The 18,730-nt window shown below is 48.4% G+C and carries 26 protein-coding genes, 3 tRNA genes and 1 rRNA gene; 9 read left to right on the top strand and 21 right to left on the bottom strand.

What is annotated here, in order from left to right; all coding sequences use genetic code 11:
- Positions 1-148 precede the first annotated feature (148 nt).
- From KNP98_RS11775 to KNP98_RS11760, 4 genes are all read left to right on the top strand, one after another.
- The gene (locus tag KNP98_RS11775) at positions 149-940 is read left to right on the top strand and encodes an ABC transporter ATP-binding protein (RefSeq protein ID WP_029331864.1); all 792 of its coding nucleotides are present in this window, start codon (positions 149-151) and stop codon (positions 938-940) included.
- Positions 941-944: 4 nt separating this feature from the next.
- On the top strand, positions 945-1,856 hold the full coding sequence (locus tag KNP98_RS11770; protein ID WP_029331865.1) for an iron-hydroxamate ABC transporter substrate-binding protein: 912 nt from the start codon (positions 945-947) through the stop codon (positions 1,854-1,856).
- Between the two features lie 70 nt (positions 1,857-1,926).
- Positions 1,927-2,928 (top strand): FecCD family ABC transporter permease, encoded by a 1,002-nt coding sequence (locus KNP98_RS11765; protein WP_214770930.1) that lies wholly within the window; start codon positions 1,927-1,929, stop codon positions 2,926-2,928.
- The gene (locus KNP98_RS11760) at positions 2,925-3,932 is read left to right on the top strand and encodes a FecCD family ABC transporter permease (protein WP_088838034.1); all 1,008 of its coding nucleotides are present in this window, start codon (positions 2,925-2,927) and stop codon (positions 3,930-3,932) included. Before KNP98_RS11765 ends, KNP98_RS11760 begins: the two co-directional genes overlap by 4 nt.
- 96 nt (positions 3,933-4,028) lie before the next feature.
- Here KNP98_RS11760 and KNP98_RS11755 read toward each other — a convergent pair whose 3' ends face one another.
- The 9 genes from KNP98_RS11755 to KNP98_RS11715 all read right to left on the bottom strand — a co-directional run bounded on the left by KNP98_RS11755 (position 4,029) and on the right by KNP98_RS11715 (position 8,247).
- Positions 4,029-4,514: a hypothetical protein gene (locus tag KNP98_RS11755; protein ID WP_088838035.1), complete on the bottom strand. Its 486-nt coding sequence runs from the start codon at positions 4,512-4,514 to the stop codon at positions 4,029-4,031.
- Between the two features lie 14 nt (positions 4,515-4,528).
- A complete protein-coding gene (locus KNP98_RS11750; protein WP_214811493.1) occupies positions 4,529-5,005 on the bottom strand; it encodes a hypothetical protein in 477 nt (158 codons plus the stop codon).
- A 26-nt stretch (positions 5,006-5,031) separates the two neighbouring features.
- On the bottom strand, positions 5,032-5,499 hold the full coding sequence (locus KNP98_RS11745; protein WP_214811491.1) for a hypothetical protein: 468 nt from the start codon (positions 5,497-5,499) through the stop codon (positions 5,032-5,034).
- A gap of 4 nt (positions 5,500-5,503) precedes the next feature.
- Positions 5,504-5,983 carry a hypothetical protein gene (locus KNP98_RS11740; RefSeq protein WP_214802951.1) on the bottom strand — a complete coding sequence of 160 codons (480 nt, stop codon included), beginning with the start codon at positions 5,981-5,983 and terminating at the stop codon, positions 5,504-5,506.
- Positions 5,984-6,084: 101 nt separating this feature from the next.
- On the bottom strand, positions 6,085-6,243 hold the full coding sequence (locus KNP98_RS11735) for a hypothetical protein (protein WP_034801002.1): 159 nt from the start codon (positions 6,241-6,243) through the stop codon (positions 6,085-6,087).
- Positions 6,244-6,414: 171 nt separating this feature from the next.
- Positions 6,415-6,487: transfer RNA gene (locus KNP98_RS11730), tRNA-Ala, on the bottom strand.
- Between the two features lie 107 nt (positions 6,488-6,594).
- A complete protein-coding gene (gene tatC / locus KNP98_RS11725) occupies positions 6,595-7,374 on the bottom strand; it encodes a twin-arginine translocase subunit TatC (protein ID WP_214811489.1) in 780 nt (259 codons plus the stop codon).
- 7 nt (positions 7,375-7,381) lie between these two features.
- Positions 7,382-7,588: a twin-arginine translocase TatA/TatE family subunit gene (locus tag KNP98_RS11720; protein ID WP_214770921.1), complete on the bottom strand. Its 207-nt coding sequence runs from the start codon at positions 7,586-7,588 to the stop codon at positions 7,382-7,384.
- Positions 7,588-8,247 carry a redox-sensing transcriptional repressor Rex gene (locus KNP98_RS11715; protein ID WP_088838040.1) on the bottom strand — a complete coding sequence of 220 codons (660 nt, stop codon included), beginning with the start codon at positions 8,245-8,247 and terminating at the stop codon, positions 7,588-7,590. The genes KNP98_RS11720 and KNP98_RS11715 overlap by 1 nt, the downstream gene beginning before the upstream one ends.
- A gap of 168 nt (positions 8,248-8,415) precedes the next feature.
- Between KNP98_RS11715 and KNP98_RS11710 the strand changes: the two genes are divergently transcribed.
- Complete coding sequence (locus tag KNP98_RS11710; protein ID WP_088838041.1) at positions 8,416-10,317, top strand: ABC-F family ATP-binding cassette domain-containing protein; 1,902 nt, start codon at positions 8,416-8,418, stop codon at positions 10,315-10,317.
- Positions 10,317-10,709 carry a hypothetical protein gene (locus KNP98_RS11705; protein WP_029331882.1) on the top strand — a complete coding sequence of 131 codons (393 nt, stop codon included), beginning with the start codon at positions 10,317-10,319 and terminating at the stop codon, positions 10,707-10,709. The genes KNP98_RS11710 and KNP98_RS11705 overlap by 1 nt, the downstream gene beginning before the upstream one ends.
- A 230-nt stretch (positions 10,710-10,939) precedes the next feature.
- Here the strand turns inward: KNP98_RS11705 and KNP98_RS11700 are convergent, their stop codons facing one another.
- The 3 genes from KNP98_RS11700 to KNP98_RS11690 all read right to left on the bottom strand — a co-directional run bounded on the left by KNP98_RS11700 (position 10,940) and on the right by KNP98_RS11690 (position 12,217).
- The gene (locus KNP98_RS11700) at positions 10,940-11,089 is read right to left on the bottom strand and encodes a hypothetical protein (RefSeq protein WP_157898499.1); all 150 of its coding nucleotides are present in this window, start codon (positions 11,087-11,089) and stop codon (positions 10,940-10,942) included.
- 117 nt (positions 11,090-11,206) lie between these two features.
- Complete coding sequence (locus KNP98_RS11695; RefSeq protein WP_088838043.1) at positions 11,207-11,800, bottom strand: flavin reductase family protein; 594 nt, start codon at positions 11,798-11,800, stop codon at positions 11,207-11,209.
- A gap of 18 nt (positions 11,801-11,818) precedes the next feature.
- Positions 11,819-12,217, bottom strand: a complete 399-nt coding sequence (locus KNP98_RS11690; RefSeq protein WP_029331885.1) for a DoxX family protein — start codon at positions 12,215-12,217, stop codon at positions 11,819-11,821.
- 181 nt (positions 12,218-12,398) lie between these two features.
- Between KNP98_RS11690 and KNP98_RS11685 the strand changes: the two genes are divergently transcribed.
- Positions 12,399-12,719, top strand: coding sequence for a winged helix-turn-helix transcriptional regulator (locus KNP98_RS11685; RefSeq protein ID WP_029331888.1), 321 nt, complete (start codon positions 12,399-12,401; stop codon positions 12,717-12,719).
- A gap of 116 nt (positions 12,720-12,835) precedes the next feature.
- Positions 12,836-13,291 (top strand): flavodoxin, encoded by a 456-nt coding sequence (locus KNP98_RS11680; protein ID WP_088838045.1) that lies wholly within the window; start codon positions 12,836-12,838, stop codon positions 13,289-13,291.
- Positions 13,292-13,378: 87 nt separating this feature from the next.
- Here KNP98_RS11680 and KNP98_RS11675 read toward each other — a convergent pair whose 3' ends face one another.
- Complete coding sequence (locus KNP98_RS11675; protein ID WP_088838046.1) at positions 13,379-14,026, bottom strand: TVP38/TMEM64 family protein; 648 nt, start codon at positions 14,024-14,026, stop codon at positions 13,379-13,381.
- Between the two features lie 160 nt (positions 14,027-14,186).
- Here KNP98_RS11675 and KNP98_RS11670 point away from each other — a divergent pair, with 160 nt between their 5' ends.
- Positions 14,187-14,852 carry a haloacid dehalogenase type II gene (locus KNP98_RS11670; RefSeq protein WP_088838048.1) on the top strand — a complete coding sequence of 222 codons (666 nt, stop codon included), beginning with the start codon at positions 14,187-14,189 and terminating at the stop codon, positions 14,850-14,852.
- Between the two features lie 58 nt (positions 14,853-14,910).
- On the opposite strand, the gene KNP98_RS11665 is transcribed toward KNP98_RS11670, so the two are convergent.
- The 8 genes from KNP98_RS11665 to rrf all read right to left on the bottom strand — a co-directional run.
- On the bottom strand, positions 14,911-15,480 hold the full coding sequence (locus tag KNP98_RS11665; protein WP_214811487.1) for a hypothetical protein: 570 nt from the start codon (positions 15,478-15,480) through the stop codon (positions 14,911-14,913).
- Positions 15,481-15,508: 28 nt separating this feature from the next.
- Positions 15,509-16,516 carry a tRNA (adenosine(37)-N6)-threonylcarbamoyltransferase complex transferase subunit TsaD gene (tsaD, locus tag KNP98_RS11660; RefSeq protein ID WP_088838051.1) on the bottom strand — a complete coding sequence of 336 codons (1,008 nt, stop codon included), beginning with the start codon at positions 16,514-16,516 and terminating at the stop codon, positions 15,509-15,511.
- Positions 16,513-16,971: a ribosomal protein S18-alanine N-acetyltransferase gene (gene rimI / locus KNP98_RS11655; protein WP_029331901.1), complete on the bottom strand. Its 459-nt coding sequence runs from the start codon at positions 16,969-16,971 to the stop codon at positions 16,513-16,515. The genes tsaD and rimI overlap by 4 nt, the downstream gene beginning before the upstream one ends.
- On the bottom strand, positions 16,964-17,617 hold the full coding sequence (gene tsaB, locus KNP98_RS11650) for a tRNA (adenosine(37)-N6)-threonylcarbamoyltransferase complex dimerization subunit type 1 TsaB (protein WP_214767870.1): 654 nt from the start codon (positions 17,615-17,617) through the stop codon (positions 16,964-16,966). The genes rimI and tsaB overlap by 8 nt, the downstream gene beginning before the upstream one ends.
- A complete protein-coding gene (gene tsaE, locus KNP98_RS11645) occupies positions 17,614-18,063 on the bottom strand; it encodes a tRNA (adenosine(37)-N6)-threonylcarbamoyltransferase complex ATPase subunit type 1 TsaE (protein WP_088838055.1) in 450 nt (149 codons plus the stop codon). The genes tsaB and tsaE overlap by 4 nt, the downstream gene beginning before the upstream one ends.
- Before the next feature lie 117 nt (positions 18,064-18,180).
- Positions 18,181-18,257, bottom strand: a tRNA-Met gene (locus KNP98_RS11640).
- A gap of 35 nt (positions 18,258-18,292) precedes the next feature.
- Positions 18,293-18,369 (bottom strand) — tRNA-Met (locus KNP98_RS11635).
- A 281-nt stretch (positions 18,370-18,650) separates the two neighbouring features.
- Positions 18,651-18,730, bottom strand: a 5S ribosomal RNA gene (gene rrf, locus KNP98_RS16340); the annotation flags it as partial.

Genomic DNA, 18,730 nt, shown 5'->3' with positions numbered 1-18,730 from the left:
TCATTCTCATTTCCAATGATAACGTGAACATCTCTTGAAGACAAGAAAAAATGTTGACAGCGTTTTTATGAGACTGGTATGGTTAGGGAGACGATAGTGATAATCATTATCAATGAAAACAACTTTAAACGAGAAGGAGCCTCTGCGTATGGTACGTCTAGCAACAGAAGAAATCAGTATCGGATACGGAGATCGTACCATCGTCAAAGACTTGACGGTTCAGATTCCGGATCGGCAAATCACGACAATCATCGGTGCGAATGGTTGCGGTAAATCGACCTTATTGAAAGCGATGACCCGAATCATCCCCCATCAGTCTGGTCGTGCCCTGCTTGACGGTCTCGATATTGCGAAGGAAAGTACAAAGCTGCTTGCCCGGAAAATGGCGATCCTGCCTCAGACACCGGAAAGTGCAAGCGGTCTAACGGTCGCAGAGCTCGTCTCATACGGTCGTTTTCCTTATCAAAAAGGATTTGGTCGCTTAACGAAACATGATTACGAGATCATTGACTGGGCGTTAGAGGCAACGGATACGACGGCATTCAAACACCGTCCGGTCGACGCCTTGTCCGGTGGTCAACGGCAACGCGTCTGGATTGCGATGGCGCTGGCGCAGGAAACGGATATCATCTTCCTCGATGAGCCGACGACTTACCTTGATCTCGCCCACCAGCTCGAAGTCCTCGAGCTGCTCGAGCATCTCAACCGGACGGAAGGCCGGACGATCGTCATGGTGTTACATGATTTAAATCAGGCCGCCCGTTTCGCCGACTACATCATCGCGATGAAAGAAGGCGAAGTCGTCAAAGCCGGAACGTGCGAGGAAGTCATTTCGCATGACGTCTTAAAAGAAGTATTTCATATCGATGCCGAAATCGGTCGTGATCCACGGACGAATAAGCCGATGTGTGTCACCTACAACTTAATCAAAGGAGATTAACCACATGAAGAAACTAGTACTCTTACCGATTTTATTACTCTTAGCACTCGTCATCGCCGCCTGCGGCAATACAGATAAAACAGAAGATACGTCTTCCGATACGAAAAAAGAAACGATCACCTATAAATCGGAAGAAGGTGACGTCGAAGTCCCGGCTGATCCGAAACGCGTCGTCGTCCTTGCCGGTTTCGCCGGAAACGTCATGGCACTCGACGTCCCACTCGTCGGTGTCGATTCGTGGTCAAAATCGAATCCGAAGTTTGATTTGAAAGACGTCCAGGAAGTATCAGAAGAAAACGTCGAAAAAGTCATCGAACTCGAACCCGATCTCATCATCGGCTACAATACAACAAAAAACATCGATAAATTTAAAGAAATCGCTCCAACCGTCACGTACACGTACGGCAAAGTCGACTATTTGACACAACATATCGAAATCGGTAAATTGCTCAATAAAGAACAAGAAGCACGCGATTGGGTCAAAGACTTCCAAACACGCGCAGCGGACGCCGGAACAGAGATTAAAGCCAAAATCGGTGACGATGCGACGGTCTCTGTCATCGAAAGCTTCGATAAACAGCTTTACGTCTTCGGCGACAACTGGGGACGCGGTACAGAAATCCTCTACCAGGAAATGAAATTAAAGATGCCGGAAAAAGTTACGGAAATGGCCTTAAAAGACGGCTATTACGCGCTATCACCGGAAGTCTTACCTGAATATGCAGGGGATTACCTCATCTTCAGTAAGACGGCAGAAGCAGATAACTCGTTCACAGAAACAGACACATACAAAAATATTCCTGCTGTTAAAAACAACCACGTCTTCGAAGTCGATTCGAAAGAATTTTACTTCAATGATCCATTGACGCTCGAACGTCAGCTCGAGTTCTTCAAGAAAAGTTTCCTTGGTGCGTAACAAAAATAAGGAGGGAACCGATTTTTCGGTCCCTCCTTTTTGACTATCTAATGAAAGTGAGACGATAACTATGTCATCCGGTCGATTCCCGTTCGGACTGAAAATCACGTTCGGTTTACTCCTGTTCGTCGTCATGTTCTGGATCTCGATGACGTTCGGTGCCGCCGACACGACGATACGTGAGGTCTGGAACGCTTTGACGTTCGGTCCCTTGAACGGTAAAGCAAAAATCATTCAGGAAATCCGATTACCGCGCGAAGTCGCTGCGATGCTGGTCGGGGCTGCACTCGGTGTCTCCGGTGCGATCATGCAGGCGATGACACGTAATCCCCTTGCCGATCCCGGACTGCTTGGGCTGACGGCAGGCGCGAACGCGGCCCTTGCTCTTGCGCTCGTCTTCATTCCCGGTATCAATTACTATGGCATCATGCTCGCGTGTTTCCTTGGAGCAGCAGCCGGTGCCCTACTTGTCTTCGGGATCGGTGCCTCAAAACGTGGCGGGTTTTCACCACTTCGAATCGTCCTCGCCGGGGCCGCGATTTCTGCTTTTTTATACGCAATCGCAGAAGGGATCGGCATTTACTTCAAAATCGCTCAAGACGTCTCGCAATGGACATCCGGCGGGCTGATTGGAACGACCTGGGGGCAACTGCAAATCATCACCCCCGTCATCCTGATCGGCATCGCGATTGCGATGATCTTCTCACGTCAATTAACGATTTTAAGCTTATCAGAAGAAGTCGCACTCGGGCTCGGGCAAAACATCACCCGGATTAAAGGTGTACTCTACGTCGTCGTCATCCTGCTCGCCGGGGCCGCCGTTGCTTTAGTCGGTAACATGGCATTCATCGGCTTGATGATTCCGCACATCGTCCGCGCAATCGTCGGCACCGATTACCGCTTCATCCTCCCGATGACCGCCGTCTTCGGTGCGACGTTCATGTTACTCGCGGACACGATTGGCCGGACACTGTATGCTCCATACGAAACACCGGTCGTTGCGATCGTCTCGATGCTCGGGCTGCCGTTCTTCTTACTCATCGTCCGCAAAGGAGGTCGTGCGTTCTCATGATCGAAACATCGCTCCGCCGCCGTCAGCGGTTGATCTTTATCGTCTTTAGTCTGTTATTGCTCGGAACGATCATCATCAGTATCGGGCTTGGGCCCGCCTCCCTCTCGTACGACCGGCTTCTGCCGACACTGTTCGGTCAAGGCTCGTTCAAAGAAGAATTTGTTTTGTTCTCACTCCGCCTGCCGCGGATTTTAATCACGGTACTCGCCGGCATGGCACTCGCCTTATCCGGTGCGATTCTTCAGGGCATCACCCGCAACGAACTCGCAGATCCCGGCATCATCGGTATCAATACAGGTGCTGGTGTCGCCATCGCCGCCTTCTTCCTTTACTTCCCGGTCGATGTCGGTGCGTTCATCTATGGGTTACCGGTTGCTGCCTTCATCGGGGCATTGATCACAGCGATTGCCATTTATGCCTTATCGTATGACCGTGTCCGTGGCCTGCAACCGATTCGTCTGATTTTGACCGGGGTCGGATTCTCGATGGCGTTATCCGGCATCATGGTCGTCCTGATTTCATCCGCGCGCCGTGAGAAGGTCGACTTCATCGCCAAATGGCTCGCCGGGAACATCTGGGGAACGGACTGGACATTCGTCTACGCGTTATTGCCTTGGCTGCTTATTCTCGTACCGTTTACGTTTTATAAGGCAAACAAACTCAATCTTCTGGCGCTGAATGAACCGGTTGCGATCGGCGTCGGCGTCGCGATTGAAAAGGAGCGCATCCAACTGTTACTCGCCGCTGTCGCACTCGCTGCATCCGCCGTTTCTGTAACAGGCGGGATCGCCTTCATCGGTTTGATGGCGCCCCATATCGCGCGCGCCCTCGTCGGTCCAAGGCATCAACTGTTCTTACCGATCGCCGTTTTGATTGGCGGATGGTTACTCGTCCTCGCCGATACGATTGGTCGGAACGTCGCTGACCCGCAAGGCATCCCGGCAGGAATCGTCGTTGCGATCATCGGTGCTCCTTACTTCATTTATTTGCTGTCAAAAAAATAACCTCTACATGATGCGGTCACAACTAAAAACGCAAGAAGTAGGCGAATCCGGAATCCGCCGCCTTCTTGCGTTTTTTTGTTGCTCTAAGATGACCAGTCAATATTTGATTCGTTTTTCTTCCCGTTCCGCCCGGATCAATTCCTGTTCTGATAAGTGTGTCGGATCGAGTCGTTTAATCCGTTTATCGACAATTCGGTCCAATGACAGCACCGTTAGGAAAAAGACAAGGAACGGTCCGATGTATTCGGGACGCGCTACGTAGGGCGTGATGATTTGCCCCAGGACGACGACCAGTACTTCGATGATACTGATCAATATATACGGTAGTCCGAGATGATCCCAGGCCTCAAGCCCGTCAAACCGCTTCTTGAAATAGCGGTACTTCAGGAATCGGACGATCCATTGATAGGACAACAAAGGGACTAACAAAAAATACTGAAACGATGATTCTGTCAGATGCCAATCGTCTGTTAAAAAGAGAAATACAAACAATACCAGTCCAAACAAGACCGTTTGAATGTAACGTGCCTGTTTTGAAAATCGGATATAATCCATTTTCCGCTCGCGTTGCATGCTCTCCATCGTCTGCCTCCTCGTTACATCCCGATTCCTTCGCCCGTCGGATGACGGTGTTCGATTCCTTTTCGGTCCGGTGTCTCAAGCAAATCCATTTTATCGAGCTTCGTTACCGTCCGGTCCGTCCAATTTTGAAATTGCAGCATCCCTGAAATCCACAACATTAGCGGAAACAGATAGCCCCACTGTCCAAGGTGCGGGGCGACAACTGCGGCACCCGCAATAAAGACCGCTTCGAGTAAAGTGATCCCACCAAACATTAGACTGACTGATCGCGCCTGTACCTTCGACCGAACTAACAGAACGGATTGGATCACTCGCTGCATGCCATTATAGGCGAGTAACGGCGTAAGAATCAAAAATCCAACTGCTGAATCCGTCAGGTGCCCGCTTCCGGAGAAGAACAGCACCGCAAAAAATACGCCCGCAATTACATACGTCCGGATTTGTCGGCTGATTTTTGTCCATTTTTGATACGTGCTTAAAGTGTTTCTCATCCGTTCACTCCTCTTGTGTGTTTCGCTTACTTACGGTAACGCTCAATCTCACGCATCGTGACGAATGCCGGATCCAGTTGTTTCGCTTGTTTGTTCAATTGGGACACAATCAAATAGGCGACGATGATCGACACAAGAAAGACCGTAAAAGAAATACCGGCGTATTGTGGAAAAACAGTCCCCACATAAAGTGTAAGGATCGGGATGAACGAACCGATCATCGACACACGTGCCACTTTCAAGACCGTCTTTTTATAGACGTCCTTCGCGAGGCGTTGCTTTAAAATCCGCAGACGAATGATTTCTCTAAGTGCGTTAGCCAAACAGAATACCGTAATCGCAAATAAGGAGAACAGCCCTGTTTCCCGAAAACCCGGGATGAACCAACCAGCAAGCGCAAGCAGCAGAACCGGAACCGGCACCAGATGCTGAATCCTTTTTAATGGCGGTCCGAGTAATTTCAACCGTGTATTTTTTTCAATCAATGTACTCACCCTGTCACTCCTCCACTTCTTTAACATTCGCATGAATTTCTTTATCACTGACGAAGTCGGGATCGCCTGACCGGGCAATCTTTTTAAACAACCAGTCCGTAACGTAATAGACCGGTGCGAGGATGATCAGCATCGAAAGGGCAATTTTCCAGATTGACATCTCTTTCGTCTCAAGTATCACGGTGTACAGCGAACCGTACAGGACGAATTGAGTCCCGAGCCACAGCAACGATTGGTTCGTCACTTGGTCGCTTGAGAGATAGCGCGCCAGGATTTTTCGTTTTTCGAGTCGAAACGGGAGATCAAACACGAGAAAGACAAGCGGTAACAGACTCAAATACATGGTCGTGCTGAAGATTTCCGTGAACGTTCCTGCTGTCGCCATCAAGGCAGCGATGACCCAACTCTTATTCTGCAATTGATTTTTTTCGATATAAGCAACCGTCAACGCCTGTAATCGTTCCTCTCGGAGCGTTTGTTCCATCCTGAAATGCCCTCCCTCGTTTCAACTGTCTATACTGTCATATACTTACAGTTTACCATTTATGTTTCAAAAAAAAAGAAACTTCCTTAAAAAAGGAGTTTCTAGGCTGAAACTTGAATGATGAGATAGATGACGCTATACGCAACAATTGCTAACGGAATCAGTGCCACACCAATCAACCAACCGTTCTTATCACGGATTCCGAGATACAGAACAAGACAGCCGACGATGAAGGCAATTAACGTCGTAAATGGATTCATAATGCTTCCCCCTCTTGATTACCTATTAAGAAATTTCCCATTCCCTCAAAAGGATAAACACAGAAAACGACTTCAATCGGTTCATCAACATCATCCAGGCTGTAAGCTTCTGTTTTGCCGCCACCACTATAACAAAAAACACCACTCGGCAAATGCCAAGTGATGTACATATGGAGACTATCGGGCTCGAACCGACGACCTTTTGGCTGCCAGCCAAACGCTCTCCCAGCTGAGCTAAGCCCCCTCATATTCTTGTAATCAGTATAAACCATATCGATTCACTTTTTCAATATAAAAAGAGCGCTTCCAAACAAAAACCTCTCCGTCGCCGAAACGACCGAGAGGAGACTGTTACTTATTCAACTCACGCATCAAATTCGCTTGTCTCTCAAGCTCCGCTTGTTGCTCAAGAATCAGTACTTTTTTGTACGTCCGGGCTGAAATCATGATGCTGATTTCATAGAGGACGAACAACGGTACCGAAATCATCAGATGTGACGTCACATCCGGTGGTGAGATTAAAGCCGCGATGACAAACAGCGCAAAGTACGCATATTTCCGATTTTTCCGCATGAACAATGGCGTCACGAGTCCAAGACGAGTCAAGAACATCGTCACGACCGGCAGTTGGAACAAGATACCGAACGGAATCGTCAGCCGGATTAAGAAACTGAAATAGTTTTCGACCCCGATGACTTGCTCGATGCCGAGCTCTTGCCCAAGTTCCGTCGATACTTTGAGTAGAAACGGAAGTAACCAAAAATAAGAGAACGCGATCCCGGACAAAAATAAGAAAAACGTGACCGGAATATACGTCAAGGTCGCTTTTTGTTCCTGTTCGAATAAACCAGGTCGGATGAACGCCCATAGCTGGTACATCCAAAATGGTGAAGCCAGGACGACCGCGATGATGAACGCTAAATTCAAGTACAACATCAGGGGATCGGCCACATTAAAGGCATTCAATCCGATGCCGAGCTCTTTCAGGTCCGACTGCAGAAAACGCACGAGCGGTCGGACGAGCGGAAAGGCCGCGGCGAACAAGACGACGACGATGATGAGTGACCAGACGATCCGCTTGCGCAACTCGTCTAGATGCGATGTCACACTCTGTTCTTGATCAATCGCCATAATTTAATCACTTCTCTTTCGATTCATCCTTGTTGTCTTTATCATCGTCCATGATGCCGTGTGTCGCACTCTTGAACTCTTTTAACGTCTGACCGGCAGCACGACCGAGCTCCGGTAACTTTTTCGGTCCGAAGATAATCAAGGCGACGGCACCGATCAAGGCGATGCTTCCTGGTCCGATGAACGCGATGGTTGATGGAATAAGGTTTTCCATTATGATTTCACTCCTTCAGCTGATTGCGAATAATGCTTCATGAAATAAACTAGTGACTGCAACTCGATCGACAAATCGATGTGATGGACCCGAACATGGGCCGGTACGTTCAACCGCGCCGGTGTAAAGTTCAGGATTCCGGTCACACCATACTCAACTAACTCATCCGCTACTGACTGTGCGAACTGGGATGGGACCGTCAAGATGGCGACATCAACCTTGTTCGCTTCGATTTGCTCTTTCATGTCAGAGACATGATAGATAGGAACGTCTTGCGTCGTTGTTCCGACCTTGTTTTCGTCCGCATCAAACGCAACGACTATCCGAGTACTATTATTCTTTAAAAAGTTATAATTTGCAAACGCCGTTCCGAGATGTCCGACCCCGACAAGTGCCACATTCGTGACTTCATCCTGATTCAGTGTCTTTCGGAAAAACGTCAATAGATGTTGTACGTTGTAACCGTATCCTTTTTTCCCTAACGCCCCAAAGTAGGAAAAATCGCGGCGGATCGTCGCTGAATCGACTTTGACCGCTTCACTGAGCTCTGCTGAAGAGACGCGCAGCTTGCCTGAGTTATAAAGACTCTGAATGAAACGATAATATAACGGCAGTCGTTTCGCCGTCGCTTGTGGTATTTTTGTGTCTGGCCCATTCATACTGCAGTTCCCCCTTCGGCCACGTTCTGACGTGGCACCCAAATCAATGCAAAGAATTCTATTCTCTTTGATTGTAAACCACTTCACATAGACTAACAAATAATATATTCCACGGGACTCCTGCGTTTTTTTCATGATAGACTAAAGGGTGGAAGGATGGATGTTTTTATGATTCTCTTACAAGTGAACCAACTATCAAAATCATTCGGTGTTGAGCCGATTTTAGACAATATTAAACTCGAAGTACAGGAGCGAGACCGGATTGCGCTCGTCGGACGAAATGGTGCCGGAAAATCGACACTTTTAAAAATCATCGCCGGAGAGCTCAGTCATGACTCTGGTGAGATCATGAAGAGTAAGGAAGTGAAAATCGGTTACCTCGCCCAGGACAGTGGTCTTGAGTCGAATGAAACGATTTGGAATGAAATGTTGACCGTGTTCGAACACCTGCAAGAGCAGGAACGTTCGCTCCGTCGGATGGAGATTGAGATGGGGATGGACCATATCTTGAATGATGCTGTTGCTTACGACCGTCTGTTGAAAACATACGATCAGGCACAACATGACTTCTCGGACGCCGGCGGCTATCAGTTCGAAGCCAACATCCGCTCCGTCCTGCACGGGATGCGTTTTTATCCGGACGATTATTCACGCCGGATCCAGACGCTATCCGGTGGACAACGGACGCGACTCGCACTGGCGAAGATGTTGCTTCAGGCACCTGAGCTGTTGATTCTTGATGAGCCGACGAACCACCTCGACATCGATACACTCTCTTGGCTCGAAAGTTACCTGGCTGGTTACCGTGGAGCGGTCTTGATCGTCTCCCACGATCGTTACTTCCTCGACCAGGTCGTCAACGTCGTTTATGAACTGTCACGCAACGTCTGCCGGAAGTTTACCGGCAACTACACGAAGTACTTGGAACAAAAGGCAGCACTGTATGAACAAGAGATGAAGCAGTTCGAACAGCAACAGGAAGACATCGCGAAGATGCAAGACTTCATCCAGCGTAACATCGCACGGGCGACGACGACGAAACGCGCACAAAGCGTCCGCAAACGTCTTGAAAAAGTCGACCGGATTGATCGTCCGGATGGGGATGAACGCAGCACCGTCCTGTCGTTCCCGATTGAAAAACAAAGTGGGAACGATGTGTTACAAGTCACGCAACTCGCGGTCGGCTATGAAGAAGCCGTCTCAAAAGGCATCACGTTCCGCTTACAACGTGGCGAATCCCTCGCCCTCGTTGGTCCGAACGGAATCGGAAAATCGACGTTACTGAAAGTTCTTGTCAACCGGATTAAACCGTTATTCGGTGAACATCGTTTCGGGACCGGCGTTTCCGTCGGTTACTACGATCAGGAGCAAGCCGAGCTCAACGACCGCAACCGGGTCATCGATGAAATTTGGAACGAGTGGCCGTTGATGCGGGAACAACAAGTCCGGTCCGTCCTCGGTCAATTCCTGTTCAGTGGTGATGATGTCTTCAAGCTCGTTCATGAATTATCCGGCGGCGAGCGCGGACGCCTCGCCCTCGCGAAGTTAAAATTACGCAAAACGAACGTCCTCATTCTCGATGAGCCGACCAATCACCTCGATCTTGATTCGAAGATGGTGCTTGAGAACGCGCTTGTCGACTATGAAGGCACGCTCCTGTTCGTCTCCCACGACCGTTACTTCATCGACCGGGTTGCGACACGCGTCATCGAGATGAATCCGGACGGTGTGACGGATTATCTCGGCGACTACTCTTACTATATGGAGAAGAAGGCCGAGAAAGAAGAAATCGCCCGCCTCGAAGCAGAGGAAGAAAAAGCAATCAAAGTCGCTGCTTCGAAAAGCATCGACAAAGATGCGCAAAAAGAAGAACGAAAAAAGAAACAACAGCTCGAACAACTCGAACAAGACATCGAACGGCTGGAAACTCGATCAACTGAAATCGAACAACTGCTTTGCGAACCGGAAGTCTTCAACGATATTCCGAAGGCGACGGCGCTGTCGGCAGAACGGGATCAGATTGATACGGACCTCCTCGAACTGATGGAACGATGGGAGAGTTTCCACTAATGCGCTCGAAAAGTTATGTCATCAACCTCGTTCAAGGGTTATTGTCCGGGGTGCTCTATTTCGTTCCGATGTATGCCGACTACGTGTCGGCCTTCATCCGGCCGGATGCCTTTAATGCCGTCGTCCTGTTGTTCATCCTCATCTCGTGTATGATTGGTCTCGTGATTAAGACGTGGAGTGGTCTCTTCATCAGCCTCTTATCCGGATTAATCTGTACGTTGCTGACGACCCAGATGTTCGTTGAACTGAATGACCCGTTAATCATCAGCTATTACGGAGCCGTTTCACCGCTCGTCGCCTTTTTGATCAGCTGTCTCGGGATTTGGGCACTGGCGATTCTCTTTTTTCTACTCGATGGTTTCCAGTACGAAAAACGTCACCATGCAGAGTAACTTCTTCAGTTGTCCGACATAAAAAGGCACGTCCCGCGTTCGGGACGTGCCTTTAGACTGTAGACAAGGTACTATCACAATCAAGCGTCTGTTTTCGTTGATTACCTCGGGCGAGGCGCAAGCCGTTGCTCCTTGATCCTAGCGGACAACGAGCAGGGTCTTGCCTGCTTCTGGCAAGTCGCGTTAAAAACGCACTTTTTCCCGTAGGAGTCAACGAAACGTGACGCTTTTTAGACTGTAGACGGTTTAGAGCGCAATCCGTCTCGAATCGCTTTTAAAGCGAAAAGCAATCGGTCGCGACCCTGCAGCTCTGCTGTAGCGGCGCGGAAGATTGCCGCTTTGAAGACGAGGCGAGACAGGGAAGCGTGAACTGACAGCATCCTCATGTAAAATTTTCGTGATTTATAAGAGTTTGGCTATACGCTGAAGGCACGTCCCGCGTTCGGGACGTGCCTTTTTGCTTCTAAAAAATACTAGTCCTACTCGTCGATCCGCCTTCAGCTCGTCGGTCGGGCAATCGTAAAGATGTCTCCGACTTTCGCATAGTCGTTACCTGCGAGACGGGCGATCGCTTTTAAACCATCCGGATCAATCCGGAACGACTCGACGAGTTCATCCGCGACGTGATACCGGACGATCTCCCCAATCAAGAGGTTGGCCCCTTCGAGTTCGAGATGATTCGTCAGCTTCAATTCAAAGCGGATCTTCGCTTCTGCGACAGCCGGAACATCGATCAAATCACTATCGACCAACGTCAAATTCGTCCGTTCGAGTTCACTTTCACCATATGCGAGTGGTGCCGCGGTTTCATTGACTGCCTCGACGATTTCTTCACTGACGATATGGATGACGTATTCCTGATTCAGCAAGATGTTTTTTGCGGTATCCTTTTGCCCTTGCTCCGTCTGCTGGACGGCGATGACCAGTTGCGGCGGGTTGCTTGAAGCGACCGTGAAAAAGGAAAATGGCGCCGCATTGACGACTCCATCTGCCCCTTTCGTCGTCACGAAAGCGATGGGCCGTGGAATGATGCTGCCGATCAACAATTTATAGTTTTCTTTTGGACTTAAGTCTGCTGCATCAAATTTCATAAAAACCGTCCTTTTCGATCACCCGATAAGTGCTGCGAGTGAATAGTCTCCAGCTCCGATCATCGCAACGCCTAAGGCGATGACGATCAGTGCCATGTTGTATTCGTACCCGTTTTGCGTCACCCAGTAACCATTCGTCCCATGCACTTTGACGATTGCGACGATCATCGAACCGATGATCAGGAGGGCTGCAATCCACAGGAATAATCCACCGGCGAATAATAATCCTCCGACCAGTTCAGCAATCCCTGCCATCAGTGCAAGTGTTTTCCCTGGCTTCATCCCGATGGACTCAAACCAACCGCCTGTCCCTGCGATACCATGTCCACCGAACCATCCAAATAATTTTTGTGTTCCGTGTGCCGCAAATGTTAAGCCGATAATCAACCGAATCAGAAATAATCCTAAATCCATCATGTATAAAACTCTTTTTACTTAATGTTTTTTAATTACTATTAGTAACTTAATATCGATACTAAACTATCACTTACTAAAAGTAAATAGATTTGTTTTCGTTATTTTTATTACTATAAGTAAAATAATTCGTATTTTAGCGTCAAAGTGGGTATACTACATATATAAGAAAGGATGAGCGCTGATGGAGAATACACTAATTCCGACGGCCCTTTGTCCGAAAGTCGAACATGCCTTTGAAATATTGGGCAAGAAGTGGACGGGTTTGATTTTACGTCATCTCTTGACGAAGACCTGTCGTTTCAATGAAATTCAAGATGCGATTCCCGAGCTCTCTGGTCGTATGTTAACGGAACGCATGAAGGAACTTGAGGCGGAAGGTATCGTAGCCCGGACCGTCATTCCGGAACGTCCGATAAAAATTCAATACAGTTTGACAGACAAAGGTCGTCAGCTTGAGCCTGTAATTCGTTCGATCGAAGAATGGGCTGAGTTACAAGATTGACTGAAAAGAAGACATCCATGTTGGGCATGTGGTGTCTTTTTTTATTCTTTTTTGCATTGAGAATCCTTTTCATTTAGAATGAAGTCGTGTCCTACCATGAAAGGATGTGTCACGTCATGAAAATCATGATCGGTTTCGTCAGCATGTCTGGCAACACGGAAGACATCATGCACTTACTTAAATCAGAACTCGAGCAAAACGGCTGCCAGGTGCAGACGGAAGAACTCGATCAACTATATCCAAGCGACTTAGCGCAGTATGATGCCGTCCTGCTTGGTTCTTACACGTGGGGCGACGGTGATCTCCCCTATGAAGCAGAAGACTTCGTCGATGAGCTCGCTGCCAGTTCAATCGCGATTCCGGCTGCTGCCTTTGGTTCCGGTGACCGCGATTATCCGAAATATTGTGCGGCCGTCGATCTGCTTGAACAAGCTCTGACGTCAGCTGGTGCACAAGTCGTCTTACCTGGTCTAAAGATTGAATTTGACCCGGATACGGCCGACAAACAACAGGCTTGCCGGTCATTTGCACAAGAATTTTTCAAGCACGTCGAACAGCTTGTCATGAACTAACGCTTTAACAAAGAACGCATTCAAGAAGCAATCGCTATACAGACAAGAGGACTCTTCCGATGTCGGAAGAGTCCCGTGATGTAATGCTTAACCAAGATTCTTTTTCGCTTTCCAGCGTTTTTGAAGATACCACGGCACGATTGTCAAAATTAAAAAGACAATGATTGCACCAATGATGATTCGTGGGTCTTTCGAGACGATACTGCTCCCTAAAAAGTTATAGGCGAACGTTCCGGGAATGATTCCGATCAGCGTAGCTAAGAAGAACGGCAATAAACGAACTTTCGAGAGTCCAGCTGCGTAACTGATCAAGTCAAAATTAAAAATCGGCAACAACCGAAAAATTAAGACATAGATGAACCCATTTTTTTCGAGCTGTTGCTGGATTTGATCGACTTTTCCGGCACCGTTCTTAATAAATCCCTTACCCAGTTTTTTTGCGACTAAGAAGGCGACGACTGCTCCTAGTGTAGCACCGATGACGGTATAGACCGTCCCCATCAAGGCGCCGAAGGCGAGTCCGCCTGTGATTGACAGGACAGACGCCGGAAAGAAAATCAACGGACGTACGGTATAGAGGACGATATAAAGAATCGGTGCCCACATCCCGAACGATAAAATCCATTCCTTGATGTCTGTCGGACTAACATTTAAATACGATCGACTGAACCAAATCAGACCGATGATGACGAGTAACACGAATGCAAGACGTACTCCTTTTTGTTGGCGTGACATAATTTCCTCCATTTCATTGAGCATATATGAACGCGGTATATATAGAATTCCCAACAATCGATTTTCTTATACCTGATGCAATTTATTGAATATGCGTTTCAGCCGCTCACGATTTTGGGAACTACTAAAAGATAACATGGAAAATAGAAAGGTGATAACTATGACACAATCAATAAAAGCACTCGTCTTTGATGTCTATGGTACATTATTTGACGTTCATGCTGTTAAAGTCAAAGCAGAAGAACTCTATCCGGAGCATGGCGCAGACATCAGCCAAGTCTGGCGTCAAAAACAACTTGAATATTCCTTTTTACGTCAACTGAATGGACAATACGTTCCGTTCAGTCAAGTGACGCGTGATGCACTCCGTTATGCCCTCTTACAATTGAAGTTGCATGTGACGGAAGAAAACATTGCTGCCTTAATGGAGGCCTATCTCGAGCTGTCGCATTACGACGAAGTCGAAGCAGTCTTACAAGAGATGAGCGGCAAACAATTGGCCGTCTTTTCAAACGGCTCCCACGATATGCTTGACCCGTTAATCGAACAGTCCGGACTCGGATCACTGTTTGATCACATCATCAGCGTTGATGACATCAAACAATACAAACCGACGCCTGCTGCTTATATGCATGCGCTGAACACACTCGGTCTGAAACGCGAGGAAGTCTTGTTCATGTCCTCGAACGGATGGGACATCACCGGAGCGAAGAGCTTCGGTTTCCGGACGGCCTGGATCAACCGGTCCGGCTTACCGGTCGAAGAACTGAACCTCGACCCCGACAGCATCTATGACGACTTGAACGGTTTGCTCGAATGGAAATGAAGTTAATTAAAAAGACAGCCGATACTCCTCCGTTACATCGAGGAAAATCGGCTGTTTTTTAGTAATTCGCAAGACGCGAATATCCTTTTTTAAAGAGATCTAGCTTCAGTCCACCGTCTTTTTCGATGAAGAAGAGGTACTCTTTTTGATCTGTATCTTTATAAAAAACTTTATAGAGCGTCAATGTGCGTTTCTTATTGTTCTCGACTGCGACTACTTCGTGCTTTGAGATGACTTCTGCTTGTACTTGCTCCGCGTCAAGACGGTCGACCATCGGCTGGAAGGATTCCTTTTCCGCATCGGTCGCCGGTTTCCCCGGTGCGATCGTGAAGTAATCGTCACTTGCCTTGTTCGTCAATCCGTACTTCCGGTCGACGAGAACGACATTTTTTAGTTTACCGTTTACCGTCCGGTCAAACGCATACAGCTTCTCGATCCGCGTTTGCTCTCCTTCAGCACGACCGATTTCGTACAACGGTTCTTGTTTCGTATTCGTTTCGACTGCTTTCTTATCCGGGACAAGTTCCTCTTTGTAAGCGACTTGATAGGCATCGACGATTTCGCGAATCTGTAGTCCGATCGCAACCACGACGAGTATACCAAGTACGACGATAATGACTTTTTTCATGTTGGTTCCCCCATGTCTCTCGTATTCCTTACTTTAAATCTAGCCCAGGTTCTGCATTCATGGCAAGTGTCGATTGGCGTTGCGCCCGATAGGGATGAATCGCGGCGGCTCCGATCATCGCTGCGTTATCGCCACATAAGTGCATCGGTGGGATGACGAGGGTGATCCCTTCACGCTGACAAGCTTCCGTCAATCCGTGGCGTAACCCTTTGTTCGCCGCGACACCACCTGCGAGTAAGAGTTGTTTTCCACCCTTCTCTTTGACGGCACGAATCGCTTTAGCGACGAGCACTTCAACGACACTCGCTTGAAAACTTGCTGCCAAATCTTCCGGGATGATCACTTCACCCCGTTGCTCTGCATTATGCACCGCATTGATGACAGACGATTTTAAGCCGCTGAAGCTAAAATCATACGAATCTTTTTCGAGCCAAATCCGTGGGAAGTGGAATGTGTCTTGTCCTGTTTGTGCCAATTGGTCAATCCGGGGTCCACCGGGATACGGTAATTTCAATGTCCGTGCGACTTTGTCGTATGCCTCGCCTGCTGCGTCATCACGTGTTTCACCAATCACTTCATACACACCATCTTCCGGCATATAAATCAATTCCGTATGACCGCCTGAAGCAATCAGGCAGACGAGCGGAAATTCGAGTTCCTGGACGAGGCGGTTCGCATAGATGTGTCCGGCGATATGATGGACGCCGAGCAATGGTTTACCGTGCGCGAAAGCGAGTGCCTTCGCTGCACTGACCCCAACGAGAAGTGCACCGACAAGACCTGGCCCTTCCGTAACCGCAATCGCATCGATGTCGTCAATCGTTACGTTCGCTTCCGTCAAAGCATCATCGATGACATAAGTGATCCGCTCGACGTGATGACGTGATGCGACTTCCGGGACGACTCCGCCAAAGCGTTTATGGCTCTCGATTTGAGACGAGACGACGTTCGATAAGACGTCCGTTCCTCCCCGGACGACGGCAGCTGCCGTCTCATCACAGCTTGATTCAATAGCAAGTATCAATGGTTGTGTCATGTCTCGTCTCCTTCTAGTTCCAACCAGTAGATGGCTGCATCTTCATTATTGTCTTGATAGTAACGTTTGCGTGTTCCGGCATATAAAAAACCGAGTTTTTCATACAAGGTACGTGCCGGTGTATTCGAGACGCGGACTTCAAGCGTCATTGCCCGCAGACCGAGTTCCCGTGCGACTTCAATCAATTCCTCTAGCAACCCTTCACCAAGCCCGAGCCCACGTGCCGTACGTTTCACAGCGACGTTCGTGATATGACCTTCATCCGCGATATGCCAAAGTCCGGCAAAGCCAATGATTTCGTCCGTTTCTGCGACAAGGTAATAGGCATTCGGATTTTGCGTCATTTCCGCGATGAAGGCTGTGAGCGTCCAAGGTGTCGCAAAGGACTCCAGTTCGACCGCATGCACACCGGGTGCATCGGCGACTGTCATTTTACGAATACGCGCGTCAGTCATGACGTTGCGCCTCAATCCACTTCGCTTCTGCCTCGGCAAGGCGTAAATAGCGTGGTTCAAATGCATGCACATCGACCGGGACACGTGTCGCGCCTAGTAAAGCCAATACACCTGCGCGTGGCGTCCGAAACGCAGGCCCAACGATTTCAAACGGTTGCAGCGCTTTAACGAATTTTTCCGTATCACCTGTCATCAACGTATCTGTCGGTAACGTCGCAACAAAGTCAGCGACTGTCGTGTGTTGTTCGTCGCCAACGCGCTCACCGTTTTCGTACATACCAACAAAGCCCGTTCCGCGGCGTGCATCTTGAATCGCGACGACCCGTCCCGTCCGTCCTGTTGATGCTGCCATCAGCTCGAGCGTCGAGACGGCAACCAGTTCGATGCCAAGTGTATAGGCAAGTGTTTTGGCCGTCGTCGCTCCGATTCTCAGTCCCGTATACGAACCCGGACCATCTGCGACGACGATGCGTGTTAATTCTTTAGGTGACCAGTTCGCTTCTTGCATCAATCGTTCGAGTAACGGCATTAACTTCGTTGCATGGTTCAAGGACGTCACATACGATGCTTCCGCAATGATTTGTGTTCCGTCCGACAGCGCAACAGAAAGTTGTTTTGTTGATGTATCGATCGCTACGATTTTCATAAGCTTAATCCCTCACATATCTTAATGTACGCCTCACCGATTGGCTGAAGACGGAAACGTCGTGCATGGTCTCCTGTCCGTTCGATTGTGATGACGAGCCGTTCCGGAGGCAAGACGTCTGCAATCAACTCTGACCACTCAACGACTGCGACCCCGTCGCCGTTCAAGTATTCTTCAAGACCAATGTCGTCACCCGATCCCTCTAGACGGTAGACATCCATATGGTATAACGGCAAACGACCATTATAGACCTTCATGATTGTAAAGGTCGGACTGTTGACGTTACGCGTCACACCAAGTCCTTTTGCGAAACCTTGCGTAAACGCTGTTTTTCCCGCTCCAAGATCGCCATCTAATGTAATGACCATCCCCGCGAAGGCACGGTGTCCGAGTGTTACTGCGAGAGCCGTCGTCTCTTCTAGATTTGCCATTTCAAGTTCTATCATCCTGCGTCCCTCCTCTTGTCATCTTTCTCTATTGTATCTATTGTACCGAACAAAAAAGACAAAAAAAAATACGAAACGCTGAACGTTTCGTAGTAAAGTTGAAGTTAAGTTTAAAATTGGTTGCGGGGGCTGGATTTGAACCAACGACCTTTGGGTTATGAGCCCAACGAGCTACCAGACTGCTCCACCCCGCGACGATAAACGTTTCGGATTTGAATTATTTAAAAATTGGTTGCGGGGGCTGGATTTGAACCAACGACCTTTGGGTTATGAGCCCAACGAGCTACCAGACTGCTCCACCCCGCGATGATATAACGTTTCGACAGATATTAATATAACATGTCGTTTCGTGAATTACAAGGAATTCATTAATTTTATTTAAATATTTTCTTGAAATAACTCAGAAAATGCTCTTTTTGCTTTTAATTAAGCAGCTGTCAGCTTGATTCAGCATGTAGACAACATAGTAATCTTTTTCTTTTTTCCTTCCTATCGACTTTGTCCTAGCAGACAATGAGTAGCGAATTGCCTGTCTGTTAAAGAGAAAAAGGACCGACCTGCAAGATGCAGATCGGTCCTTTTCAATTGCCTGGCAACGTCCTATCCTCACAGGGGGAAGCCCCCAACTACTTTCGGCGTTCAAGTGCTTAACTTCCGTGTTCGGCAT

The sequence above is a fragment of the Exiguobacterium sp. s127 genome, assembly GCF_018618695.1.
Lineage (GTDB): Bacteria > Bacillota > Bacilli > Exiguobacteriales > Exiguobacteriaceae > Exiguobacterium_A > Exiguobacterium_A oxidotolerans.
The sequence above is the reverse complement of the archived record's forward strand: the minus strand, read 5'-3'. Positions and strand labels throughout refer to the sequence as shown.